The 13,127-nt window shown below is 25.0% G+C and carries 10 protein-coding genes; 7 read left to right on the forward strand and 3 right to left on the reverse strand.

Going from position 1 to position 13,127, the window contains the following annotated elements:
* Positions 1 to 14: 14 nt before the first annotated feature.
* Positions 15 to 3,215 carry a hypothetical protein gene (locus tag JS510_RS01230; protein ID WP_205517559.1) on the reverse strand — a complete coding sequence of 1,067 codons (3,201 nt, stop codon included), beginning with the start codon at positions 3,213 to 3,215 and terminating at the stop codon, positions 15 to 17.
* Between the two features lie 108 nt (positions 3,216 to 3,323).
* Positions 3,324 to 4,892 carry a phospho-sugar mutase gene (locus tag JS510_RS01235; RefSeq protein WP_205517560.1) on the reverse strand — a complete coding sequence of 523 codons (1,569 nt, stop codon included), beginning with the start codon at positions 4,890 to 4,892 and terminating at the stop codon, positions 3,324 to 3,326.
* A gap of 48 nt (positions 4,893 to 4,940) precedes the next feature.
* On the opposite strand from JS510_RS01235, the gene JS510_RS01240 reads away from it, so the two are divergent.
* Positions 4,941 to 6,014 carry a hypothetical protein gene (locus JS510_RS01240; RefSeq protein WP_205517561.1) on the forward strand — a complete coding sequence of 358 codons (1,074 nt, stop codon included), beginning with the start codon at positions 4,941 to 4,943 and terminating at the stop codon, positions 6,012 to 6,014.
* A 25-nt stretch (positions 6,015 to 6,039) separates the two neighbouring features.
* On the forward strand, positions 6,040 to 6,456 hold the full coding sequence (locus JS510_RS01245) for a transcription antitermination factor NusB (protein WP_205517562.1): 417 nt from the start codon (positions 6,040 to 6,042) through the stop codon (positions 6,454 to 6,456).
* A gap of 63 nt (positions 6,457 to 6,519) precedes the next feature.
* Here the strand turns inward: JS510_RS01245 and JS510_RS01250 are convergent, their stop codons facing one another.
* Positions 6,520 to 7,122 carry an FMN-dependent NADH-azoreductase gene (locus JS510_RS01250; protein WP_205517563.1) on the reverse strand — a complete coding sequence of 201 codons (603 nt, stop codon included), beginning with the start codon at positions 7,120 to 7,122 and terminating at the stop codon, positions 6,520 to 6,522.
* 104 nt (positions 7,123 to 7,226) lie between these two features.
* Here JS510_RS01250 and JS510_RS01255 point away from each other — a divergent pair, with 104 nt between their 5' ends.
* Genes JS510_RS01255 through JS510_RS01275 form a run of 5 tightly spaced genes read left to right on the forward strand, consistent with a single transcriptional unit; the run spans position 7,227 to position 12,903 of the window.
* On the forward strand, positions 7,227 to 8,069 hold the full coding sequence (locus JS510_RS01255; protein ID WP_205517564.1) for an HAD-IIB family hydrolase: 843 nt from the start codon (positions 7,227 to 7,229) through the stop codon (positions 8,067 to 8,069).
* Positions 8,062 to 8,898: a deoxyribonuclease IV gene (locus JS510_RS01260; protein ID WP_205517565.1), complete on the forward strand. Its 837-nt coding sequence runs from the start codon at positions 8,062 to 8,064 to the stop codon at positions 8,896 to 8,898. Before JS510_RS01255 ends, JS510_RS01260 begins: the two co-directional genes overlap by 8 nt.
* 28 nt (positions 8,899 to 8,926) lie before the next feature.
* On the forward strand, positions 8,927 to 10,825 hold the full coding sequence (locus tag JS510_RS01265) for a hypothetical protein (RefSeq protein ID WP_205517566.1): 1,899 nt from the start codon (positions 8,927 to 8,929) through the stop codon (positions 10,823 to 10,825).
* 18 nt (positions 10,826 to 10,843) lie between these two features.
* Positions 10,844 to 11,185: a thioredoxin family protein gene (locus tag JS510_RS01270; RefSeq protein WP_205517567.1), complete on the forward strand. Its 342-nt coding sequence runs from the start codon at positions 10,844 to 10,846 to the stop codon at positions 11,183 to 11,185.
* A 2-nt stretch (positions 11,186 to 11,187) separates the two neighbouring features.
* Positions 11,188 to 12,903: a GIY-YIG nuclease family protein gene (locus JS510_RS01275; protein ID WP_205517568.1), complete on the forward strand. Its 1,716-nt coding sequence runs from the start codon at positions 11,188 to 11,190 to the stop codon at positions 12,901 to 12,903.
* Positions 12,904 to 13,127 lie beyond the last annotated feature (224 nt).

A 13,127-nucleotide genomic window follows, 5' to 3' on the forward strand; every position in this document is an offset into this window, starting at 1 on the left:
AAGCTTATTTTATTTTAATTATTTTCTGTAGATTCTTGAGTTTTAAAATCCGTGATTGGTTTAAATGTATGAGTTTTTGTATATTCTTTGCCGCTAAGTGTAATCTTAATTGGAACTGAGATAGTAAGTGTGTTATTAGCTTTATCTTTTGCTAAATTAATTTTATCTTTATCAATAGTAATTTCAGTAGGAACTTTAATTGATTTAAATCTATTTATTTTTACATTTTCTGGCATAGTAATATCTTCAAAATGTGTAATTTGAATGTCATCTAATGTAAATTGAGAAGAGTCTTTACCTTCTTTAAATTGAATATCATTAGGTACAACTTTTGGTTCAGCAAAATCTTTAAATTTACTGTAATCTGAGTAATGCTGAACAGATTTTTTAATAATATTATTCATAGTATCAATTTTTGATGATAAAGCAACACTTTTATCATCTGGTTTTGATAATCATGCATTATCTTCAATCATTTTTGTGTATTCACCCATAGCAGTTTCATATGTTTTAAATACATCATTTCTACTAATTTTTCTATCAAAATCGGCTTTATCAATTCCATAAGTAACATTAATTGAGTTTCACATACTTTTAATAAGACTAGATAAATCTTGTTCTATTTGATTTAATTTATTTATTTTTTGTTTATATCATTCAGTGTCTTTTGTGGTTTCTGAATTATTTTCTTGCTCTAATAATTTAATATTGGTTTCAATTTCTTTTAATGATTGGTTTTGTCTATAAAGAGGATGTTTTCTATTTGCTATTTTAGGATCAGCAGAATCTGATAGCAGTTTTTTGAAACTTTCGCTATTATTTACTTTTGTAAGTTCGGCTAATTTTTCAGTGAATATTTTTTGCCCTTCAGTAGCAATTTTATTTTCAATATATTTATCTCTGCTTGACTCGTATGCTAATTTTCCATCTTCTAATTTCTTTAAAGTTGCTTCAAATGTAGCTTTTTTGGTTTCATAGTCTGTTTTAACAACTTGATTGTTATCTTCACTAACTACATTTGCATCTCTAGATAAAACAGTTTTTGCTTCAGCAAGCAATGCTGAATAATTTTTATAGAAATCTTGTTCTTTAATTTCAGGATTAGAAGCTACTTTTTCATCGCTTAAAAACATGCTGTTGTAAGTTAAGTGTAAGTCTTCTAATTTTTGTTTAACCTGATAAGCAGCTTTTTTCTGTTCTTCAACTGTTTTGTATTCATCATTAAATTCTTTAATAATTTTTTCTGCTTCAGCAACAAGTTCATCGTATTTATTTTCGATTTCTCTATATTTTGTATGATCATCAGAATTAAAAGAGGAATCATCACTTGATATGTAAGTTCTATATGCTTCTAAATTAGCATTGTATCTAGTTTTTAGTTCTTCATATTTCTCTTTGTTTGGGAATTCTTCAGCATATATCTTATTGTTAAATATATTTTTGCCTCCGAATTTATCATCATAAGCATTGAATTTTTTAAGAATTTTTTTTGCAGCTTCTAATACTTTAGCATTGTAGAAATCTTCTATTGTATTTAATTCTTCTTGGTTTAATTCATTTTTAATAACTGATTTTCTTAGTTCTTCAAACTTAGATTTCATTAAGATAGAAACATTTTCGTAGTCAACTTTTCTAAATTTTGACTCTTCAGTGCCATTTTCATTAACTTTTTTATCTTTAAGCTCTTCAATTCTTTGTGAAATTCTTGTTTCAGCTTCAGAAATTGATTCATATTTTTTAGTCTCTTCTTTTGCTTCATTTATTGCAGCATTTAATTTATCTATTGATTCTTGAAGTTTATCTTTATCAAATTTATCATCAGTAAGTGATTTTTTCGAAACTTCTACACTTTTTGCTAATTTTTTGCTAATTTCACTGTAATTATCATTTTTATTTAATTCTTTAATATACTTCTCAGCTTCAGCAATAGTTAATTTTAGAGATTCTAAAGTATCAACACTTGATAATTTTACTTTTGCATCAGTAATTGCTTTATTTAACTCAAAAGTAGTACTTGTTATCTTAGTGATCTCAGTTGTTTTACTATTTGAAACTTCAACTGACTTGTCAATTGAAATTTTTAATTCATTTTTTATTTCATTAATAGTTTCTTCATCCTTTTGTGTTGAAGTATTAAGCAATTCATAAAATTCATTTGCATCTTTTATAGCATTTTTTAAAATCTCATTTGCATTTTTTAAAGGTTCATATTTATCATTTGCTGTTTTAATCGCAACATTTAATGCCTTAGTAGCATTTTCAATTTTCTCGATTTCTTTATTAGTATTTTTTTCAGCTAAAACAGTATTTGCTTCTTGAATTTGGGTACTTAAGTCAGCAAAAAACGATTCCTCAACAAAAGTTGAAGATTTTATTAATTGGCCTGCTTCTTGAATTTTGTTTGAGAGATCATCATAATTTTTAACTACATCCTCTAACTCACCTTGTCTACTTAGTAATTCACCAATTTTTGAATCAAAACTTGATCTAGGTTCGCCCTCATTATTAGCCATTTCTTTAAGCTCTGTAAATAAATCTTTAAATTCATTAATGTCTCATACAGATTCAATTTTGCTTAATTGAACATTTATAAAGCTTTCAGCTTCGGTTAAACTCTTTAATGATATTTTTAACTTATCTGTGCCAGTTTTTAAGATTTGATATTGTTCATTAATTTTATCGAACTCTTCCTTTAATTTTTTAGAAACAAGCAACATAGGGCTTTCGATTTTTGCATTATCAAGTGATTCCTGTGCTTGATTTATCAACATTTGAAAATTACCTTTTGTTTTAGGTAGTGAATCATTAACAGTAACTAAGTATTCTGATATTTGGGTAATTAAGTCATTTAACTTAGCTTTTTCATCTGCAACGCGATTTTGATTTGCTAAGTTGTTCATAATGATTTTAAGTTCTTCAATTAAATTGTCAGCTTCTTTATTAGTTTTAATTAATTCTGATAAATTTGATTTAGAATCATTACTTACTTTTTCAAGTTTTTCAAGTCTAGCTTCATATTCTTCTTTTTTTTCTGCATAATCTGGATTTTTAATTGTGTTTATTAATGATTTTATTTCTGATATTTTCTTTTTTAGTTCATTGCTACTATTTATTGTTTTTTTATCATGATTAACAGATAAAGCTATAGGAATTGCGATTGTCGCAGTAATCGGAATTAATGATAAACTTAAAATTAAACCTTTTTTGCTACTCATATTTTTCTCCCATTAATAAAATTTTAATAATAAATATATTTATAAATTTTACTAAATTAATGAGAAATTAAATAAAAAATGGCAAAATGAGCCATATTTTATAATAATTTAACTATTTTGATTATCAATGATTTGACTTATCATGCTTTTAAAATTATTTAATTTAACTATTGCAAGTTCGGGACTTTTGTCAAAAGCAAATATGTAAAATTTTATTTTTGGTTCAGTACCTGATGGTCTTAATGCAAGTCATGAATTATCATTTTTAAATTTGATTTTTATCATGTTTGCTTTCATGAATCCCTCTTTTTTATTGTAGTCTTCGATAATTTTGCCATCTAATTTTAGGTTTGAAAAATTAGTTTGAAGATCTTCTAAATTAGTTTCCTGGCTAACTGTTATATCGACTACTTCAGATGCCACATATCCAACTTGTTGATATATTTCATCAAGTAAATCAACCAATGTTAAGCCTTGTTTTTTGTATTCACTAGCCATTTTGCATAGTAATGACACTGATTGGAAAGCATCTTTATCTCTTGACAATTCTTCATTAATTAAAGAACCATAACTTTCTTCAAAAGCATAAAAACATTTATTATTTAATTTTCTTTGCTCGTCAATTATCATACCTATTCATTTGAATCCTGTAGGCACAACATATGATTTTATTCCTTTTTTATTGGCTAATATTTCGGGTATATTAGATGATACAAATGAGTATACTAAATAACTTTTATCATGATCAAAATCATAGTTATCTAAAAGATATTTAGAAATAATTGTTGCAGTATCATTTCCGTTTAATAATCTATATTCATTTTTGTGTAAAACAGCGAGGCCAACTCTATCGCTATCTGGGTCAGTCATTAATAATATGTCAGCTTTATTTTTTGTTCCTTCTTTAATTAACAAGTCATATGCACTTGTTTTTTCTGGGTTTGGCAATGAGCAGTGAGAAAAATTAGAGTCAATTTTCATTTGTTCTTTAATGTAAAAAACATTACTTATTTCTCCATTTTTATCTGTTTTAAAGATGTTTTTAAAAATTTCAGGCACAAATTTGGCGCCAGTTCCATGTAGTGGGCTATAAACAACTTTTATGTTGTCTATTTTTTTATCAATATCACTAACAGCCAGTTTAGCAACTGAATCTATGTAGATTTTTTTGATTCTCTTAGTTATAAAAATAGCCTTAGGGTAATCTTTTAATTTGAAACCCTTTGAAATATCATAATTTTCATCATAGGTTTCATATGGTTCAAAATATTTTAGCATTTCATCAATTTCTTCAGGTAAACATTGGAATGCTAAATCATTATAAAGTTTGATTCCATTATATTCTTTTGGGTTATGACTTGCAGTTATATTAACTCCACCTTGTGCCTCATAATACATAATTGCAAAGCTAACAAAAGGGGTTGCACAAATATCTCTTGAGAAGATAACTTTTATTCCATATAAGTATAAAATTTGCGCAAAAGTTACTGCAAAGCTATAAGATTTTTTTCTATTGTCTCTACCAATTACAATTTTAATTTCCTTGTTTTTGTATTTATTTAATAAATATTTAGCATAAGCATGAGCAATTCTTTGGGCATGTGCATAATTTAAGTTGCCTTCACCTTTTCCAATTGTTCCTCTAATGCCTGCTGTTCCAAATTCTAATCTTTTCATATTTTTATTTTATCTTATATTTCAATTCTTTAATATAATGAAAAGGTTATGACAAATAAGTTTGATATTAATAATCAGGATAATGATAAAAATAAAAAAACAACTTTTGGAATTAAAATAAAACATTTTTTATCTAATTCTTTTAAGTTTACACCATTAGAGTTAGTTATTTCAGGAGTTATGTTTTCGTTATTTATAATTTCATTTTTCATATTAAAAGTAACAGGACTTGGACAATTTTTTGGAGTTGAAATTCTCTTTTGTGTAATTTTTGGAATTATTTTTGGGAGCGTTAAAGGATCTATTTTAGCTATTTTAGCTGATACATTTTCTTTAATTTTAAATGGACAAATAGGTCTTTGATATTGGGGATATGCAATATGGCCTCCAATAATTTCTATAGTTAGCTCAATTTACTTTTTTTTCTATAAAGCAAATGGAAACGGAAAAATTTCTTCAATTTTAATTTTTATTTTAACTGCTATACTATCTGCATTTTTTATAATTAAAACAGCAGATAAAGAAAAAATTGTACCATATTTGATATTTATCCTTTTTGCAATAAGTACAATATGCTTATTTCTCTATAAAACAACGGGAAATGGAAAAATTATAGCTTCGTTGCTGTTGATTTTAATAGCTGTTGGAATTATGATATTTGTATTTGCAAATAATGTTAAATCATCTCCAGAAGGAACTATTTTAATAGATAGGGGAAAATCATCTAAACCTAAAACAATTAGTTTACCATGAGCAATAACTTTAGCTGGTGTTTTAATTTATTCATTAGGAATATTAGTGACATTTATAATTGTTGTTGCTTTATATATAAAAAATAAAAATCAAAAATATCTTGATTTCATATTGATAATTGGGATAATGACTTTCATAATTATTCTCTATAGATGAATTTTTGGCCCAATTGTTTATATTAAATGAGCACAACATGTACAAGGCAAAAAATGAACTGTTAATGACAGATATGTGTTTTTTGCAATTCCTATAATTGTTAATAGTATGTTTACATTACCTGTTTACATTTTGGTTCTTAGCTCTCTTTATCCAGTCATTAAGATGCTAAAAAGAAACTATTTAGATTTAAGATCTAAAGTAAGTTATTAATTTTTAATATATAATAATTTTAATTATGAAACCAAGAAGAAAATTTAGAACAGAAATAATCAATGTTATTTATAGGTATGAACTTATTAAAGCAGAAATATCAATTAATGAAGTTTTTGAATTAAATAATGAAATAGATGCAGAACAATTAGATCAAATTGAAAAAATTGCCAAAAATTATGAATATTATAAAAGAACAATAAGTTCATTTTTCAACAAAAATATTAACTGAGATAAGGTTTCACCACTAATTAGAGCAATTTTAATTAATGCAACACATGAATTACTTACAATCAGTCCAAGAATTGTAATTAATGAAGCAATTGAAATTACCAAAATATACTTTGATACAGAAGCTAATTTGTATAAAATGGTAAATGCTATATTACAAAATATTTATAAACATTTTGTAATTAATGAAGTCATTTCTATGAGCAAATAAAAAAGCACAATATTTAGTGCTTTTTTTATTTTTTGACTATTTTATAGATGTTTTATGAATAATTTAAAATTTAGTAATTTCATTATTTAATTCAGATTCTATTTCGCTAATTATTTGGTCAAATGTCATTGAGTTTCTTGGTTTAACTTTAGTACCATCAATTAAAACTGAGCCTACTTTTTTGGCGCCCAAGAATTTAAATGTTCCTTTAAGCATTCTTACATGGTCTCCAAATGGATATCATCCCTTTGGTGCACCTTGAGTAGCGATAATAAATACATTTAACTTATCAAGTAATCCTTTAGAAGCTCCCTTTGTAGCGTATTTATATGTAAAAGTTTTTTCAGCAACAGCTATAGAATCTATAAAGTTTTTTAATGTTGCAGGGAAATTGAAGTTAGTCATTGGTGCAGCAATAATCAATATATTTGTTTCTTTTAATTTTTGAATCCATAAGTCTGATTCAGTGTCAGCAAAAAAAGTATCTCTATTAAAGCTATTTAAAACTATAGATGAAAAGGGAGAATTGTTCAAATCTAAAACTGTAAGTTCAGAATTAGGATACTTTTCAATTAATTTTTTAGCTGAAAATGTTGCTACAGCTGAAGATAATGATTCTTTATTTGGTGATGATAAAACAAGTAATATTTTTTTGCTTTTTGTCATTTTGTCTCCTAACAAATTAATAATTTTTTAAATTTATTATATAAATTTTTGCTAATTTTTGCCTAATTTTAACTTACATTTTTTCATTGCAATATAATAGCATTATGAGTAATATTAACGATAATGAAATGACTTATTTTATTGATCTTGATGGAACTTTATTTGATAAAAAAATAGGATCATGTATTAGTAAAAAAAACTTATCAGCAATTTTATTAGTCAAAAACTTCGCCAGAATTTTAATCTCTACTGGTAGAGGTTCAAATGATCAAAAAGTAAAACAAGCAATATATCAACTAGGTATAAAGGATTATATTTGTTCTTCAGGTGCAGAGATTTTCATAAATAATGAAAGAAAATATGCATTCTTTTTAGAAGAATCAACGATTGATAAGATTATTAACTATTGTCAAACTAACAAAATGATGTTTGTTGTGTTTGATCAAAATGGCGAATCTATTTATTTAAACTCTAAGGTACCATATTGATTCATAAAACTTTTTTTTACGAAAAAATTTCATGAAATTGGACTTGTTCAAAAATACAACAAAAATGCACATAAAAACATAGTTAAAATTGCTATTGTTTTAAAAAATAGATTCAAGGCCGAAAAACAGTTAAATTTATTTTTAAAATATTTTTCAGAAACATGTAATGCATATTTGGCTAGCAACAATTATATTATTGAAGTTACAAATGCTAAAACTAATAAAGGTATAGCAGCATCTATATATATGCAAGAAAAAAATATAAGTGTTTCAAATACAATTCATATTGGTGATTCTGATTCTGATGTTGCAACAAAAGGATATGTTGGTAAGTTTGTAGCAATGATGAATTCAACATCGAAGGCAAAAGCATTTGCTGATGAAATTGGGCCCAATTATACCCGCGGCGGATTATTTAAATATTTTTTAAAAAATAAAAAGGATACCAATAATGCTTAAGTTAGGTAGTCATATTTCATTCAAAGCCCCAAAATATTTATACTCTTCAGCACTTGAAAGCATCAGTAATAAAGCTAATTGTATGATGATATATTTAGGTGCTCCACAAAATGTTAAAAGAGTTGATGTTTCTAAATACAACTATGAAAAATATTTAGAAAATTTTTCAAATCAAATAAAACCTGAGGATATTATTGTTCATGCACCATATATAGTTAATCCATCAAGTGTGAGCAAACATAAATTTGCTATTGATTTTTTAGTTGAAGAAATTAATAGAATGAATTATATTGGAGCAAAATATCTAGTTCTTCATCCTGGCGCTTATACAACATTTTCAATTCAAGAGTCTTTAGATACATTTATTTATTCAGTTAAAGAAATTTTAAAAAGAACCAAAGATGTTGTTATATGTGTTGAAACCATGTCTGGAAAAGGCACTGAAGTTGGAATAAATTTTGACCAAATTAGTTATTTTATACATAAAATCAATAATCCTCGTTTTAAGGTTTGTCTAGATACTTGTCATGTTTTTGATGCTGGTTATGACATTCGCAAGTATGAAGCATTTAAAGAAGAAATCAATAAATATGATTTGCTTAAACATATAAAAGTAATTCATCTTAATGATTCAAAAAATGATTTAGGATCTCATAAAGATAGGCACGCTAATATAGATAAAGGTTTCATAGGTCTTAAAACACTTTCAAAATTTGTTAATGATAAAGATTTTGACAATGTTCCAATTATTCTAGAGACACCGTGAGTTGATAATAAACCTATATATGATCAGGAAATATCACTATTACTTAGCACTATTAAAAAATAAATATTATTTTTAATACTATAATTTAATTATGAAATTTAAAAATGGACAGTTAAATAAAAAACTAAATATTTCTAATATTGAGGTTAAACGATCAAATGACATTGTTTCAGATGTTAAGCTTTATTTCCCTATAGAAATATTAAAATTCCTTGTTTTATCATTTATAACTGTCTTTTTTATTTTGCTTCAATATAACAATCCAATTTCAAAAAATATAGGCAGTATTGATGTTCTAAGAATTGTTTATTTATATTCTTTTGGTTTGGCCTTTGGTGATTTAATGATTTTAATTTTGATTGGTTGTTATTTAACTTTATCAATTAAATGGGCAAGCCCTTGATTTAAGAAACATTATTTTAAATGGTTTAAACCTTATCAAAAGGTTGATTATTGAACTGTTAGAAGATCAATAATAATTTTTATATGACTTAATTTGTTGTCAATAGCTATCATTTATCATTCTATTTTAGTGTTCATTAGACTAGATATGTCTAGAACTTTTATTTCTGTAAATCAAATTGGTGATATATACACTAAAGGTTGATTTTATTCATTTACAAATCATGGATCTATAACAAAAAATAATTTTTCAAATGAGTTGCCAAGCGCACAGTTAAATGTTGGCATTTATGCTGACTCATTGTTTAATTTGCCTTATTTATTGACTTTTTCACCATATTTATCATGAGTTATTGCATTATCAATAATGGCTTTTGCATGAGCTAAATTGATAATGATTAATATTAAAAATTACATAAAAAATATGATTCCTTGAAAAGTTACATTGCCAATAATTGAAAAAAATGTTTATAAAACATCAACTCCATTTTATTTCACTGAACAAGTTGCTGTTTTATTTGATTTCTATCGTAAATCTGCAAATGTTCTACAAATCGATATTTACAAAGTAAAATTTTCTTACCTCTTAAAACAGATTAATAATAATTTGACTATGCTATCAAGCCATAATGTTTTGACCAAATTTTTCAGAGTAATTGAGCGTAAAAGAAGATGAAGAAGCGGGGGCGAGGGTTCAGATTCATTTCTTAATGCACTATTAAATAATCACAAAAAGTTTTCTTCTGATGCAGATTTATTAATTGCACCCGTTGACCCACATACTTTGCTAAATGATAACAAGTCTAAAATTTCTTTTTATAAATCAAATGAATTAACAAGAGAGATAAATATTAAAGATTTCGACACAAAAATTATCACTGCTGCTTATTCAAAAGATGAGTGGGATGCTAAAAAGTTTGACAAAATAGGTACGACAAATGAACAAATTATTTTATCAAATAGCATTTTTGAAAAAGATATTAAAGAGAATGCTCGACCTTATGAATCAGAAAAAGTTGCTAATATCTTAGATGTTTATGAAAATAATTTGCAAACAAATAATGAAGAATTAACTTCGCAAACAAATTTATCAGCATGCCAAGAGCTTGATAATTTAAACACTTACAATAATAATTCCAATAAATTAGAAATTTCTAATATTGAAAAGGATGAGTTATCTACTGAAATTAACTTTAGTGTTGATACTGGTGATATTAAAATTATTTCTGAAAAACCAGAAAGTAATTTATTAACTATAAATGATGATGCTAATGAAAAACTAATTAAAAATAATTTTGATGATCATTTATCTTTTGCTCTTTATACAGAAGAAATTCCTCTTGAATATCATCATGAAGATGATGAAGATAATCAAGCTAAATCAAATGATATTAATATAAATGAGAAAAAAGAAGACAAAAACTTTATTGAAAATCAAAAACAGACTAATTTTGTTTTCTTATATGACACTTCAGTAACAGAAATTAAAGATGAAAAAGCAAATCTTAAATCTAATGATTATTTAAATAACAATCAAAATGATGATCAGCTTGAATGAAATTCCCCTATTTTGAATGATAATAAGTAGAAACAACAAAGAGGTTTTATGAAAAAACTAAAGTGAGCAGATGCATTATCAATGATAGAATCTCAAAGTAATTCTTCGAAAGTTTATTTCATTTTCTTTTCAATTCAGGATGATTTGAACTGTAAATTAATGAAATCAATGATAACTGACATTGAAGCATCCTACAATAGTATTAAAGATGTTTCATTTTATGAAATAGATGCAAAAGAATCAGATGTGTATTTAGTACCTAATACACGATATGAATTACTAGAAGTGCCAACTTTTTGTGTTATAAAAAATAATGAATTATTAAATGTAGGACATAATTTTTATCCTAAAGAAGTCTTAATAAATTGATTAAATGAGGCCCTTAATTAAAAATGCAACATTATGAAATAATTGAAAAAATTAAGAATGTTTCAACAAGTCCTGGTATTTATTTATGAAAAGATAACAATAATCAAATTTTATATGTTGGCAAAGCTAAAAATCTAAGAAAAAGGATGCTCCAATATTTTGAAGGAGCTACAAATTCATACAAAACACATAAATTAGTTTCTCTTGTGTCAGATTTTGAAGTTTATTTATGCAAAACAAATAAAGAAGCTTTGATTTTAGAAAAGAAATTTATTGATAAATATAATCCTGAATTTAATATTTTATTACTTGATGATAAAAAATATCCTTATTTAAAACTTCAATTATTAAAAAATAATATTTCAATATCTTTATCAAGAAAGGTATCAAAAAATAATGACCCTAATACTTTTTATTATGGTCCTTTTCCTACTGGCTATGGTGCTAGGCCAATATTAAAATTATTAGAACATGAAATTCTTTTTGATAAAGGACTTAAAATAAATTCTAATGATCATGATTTCTGAAAAAAACAATTTACAAAAGCTTCTGAAATTTTAAGTTTAAAAAATCATTCTTATCTTCAAGATTTAGAAAAACGGATGCATGAAGCAGCTAAAGCATATCAATTTGAACTTGCTGCATTTTTAAGAGATGGACTTTTTTATTTAAAAAAACTCAAAGAGTCTCAAATTATCGAACTTAGTCAATATAAAAACATTGATGTTTTTGCATATAAAGTTAAAAACAATTTAATTTTCGCAACTATTCTTTTTTATCGTTTTGGTTCACTAATTAATAAGACGAATTTAGAAATCCCTATATCAATTAGTGAAAGTGAAAGTATTAACTTCTTTTTTGAACAATTTTATAAAGACAAAATTTTGCCTGACAGCTTTATAGTTCCAGAAAAAATTCTTGAACTTAATTTAAATTTACCGAATGAATATAAATTTATTGTGCCTAAAATAGGCATTAATAAGAAAATACTAGACTTATGTTTTATTAACCTTGAAGATTATTATGACAAGGAGCATTTTCAATATGAAAATAAAATAGAAAAATCAAGAAAAATATTAGAAACATTTAATCAATATTTAAATCTTGATTCACTAAAAAATATTGTGATATTTGATAATTCAAATATAAACAATACAAATCCAGTTGGTGTTGCTATTGTTTATACAAACGGTATAAAGAATAAAAGTTTATATCGTAAATTTAATCTTATTAATGAAAATTTACGCCATTCAGATGTTGAATATATGAGGCAATCAGTTTTAAAATTTTTCAATAGTTTAAAAAACGATAAGCAATATGATTTAATTATTGCTGATGGTGGAATTGCGCAAGTTAATGAAGTTAAAAAAACTTTAAATTCATTAAATCTTAAAATACCTGTTATTGGGCTTGTCAAGGACGATAATCATAAAACTAAGTCATTAATTGATTTGCAACTTAATGAAATTAGCATTTCTGATCAAAATCTTTATAATTTTTTATCAGAAATTCAAATAGAAGTTGACAGATTTGCCAAAGTTAATTTCAGAAAAAGAAAAAAAATAAATTCTCTTGAAGGCAAGCTTACAAGCATACCTGGTTTAGGTATAAAGATGGAAAATAAATTACTAAAAACATTCGGAAATTATTCAAAAATTTATAATGCTTCATTAGAAGAGCTCGAAAAAGTCATACCTAAAAAAATAGCTTTTAAAATATACAAAAAAGAATTTGAATAAAAAACAAAGTTTTTTGAGTTTTTCTTATATATAAAATAAGTATATAATTTTATATTATTTTTTAAATTTACATTCAAAAAAATAGATTAGATATTTATATATGGAAATGTATATGGATATTTTCTATTTTTTGGAAATGGTAAGTATTTTTAATTATAAATTTAAATATAACAATTAAATACATGCACACAATTATTCAATTTCAATTTTTTTATATTTTAGTG

Origin of the sequence: Mycoplasma tauri (genome assembly GCF_016925555.1) — a bacterium.
Taxonomy (GTDB): Bacteria; Bacillota_I; Bacilli_A; order Mycoplasmatales; family Metamycoplasmataceae; genus Mycoplasmopsis; species Mycoplasmopsis tauri.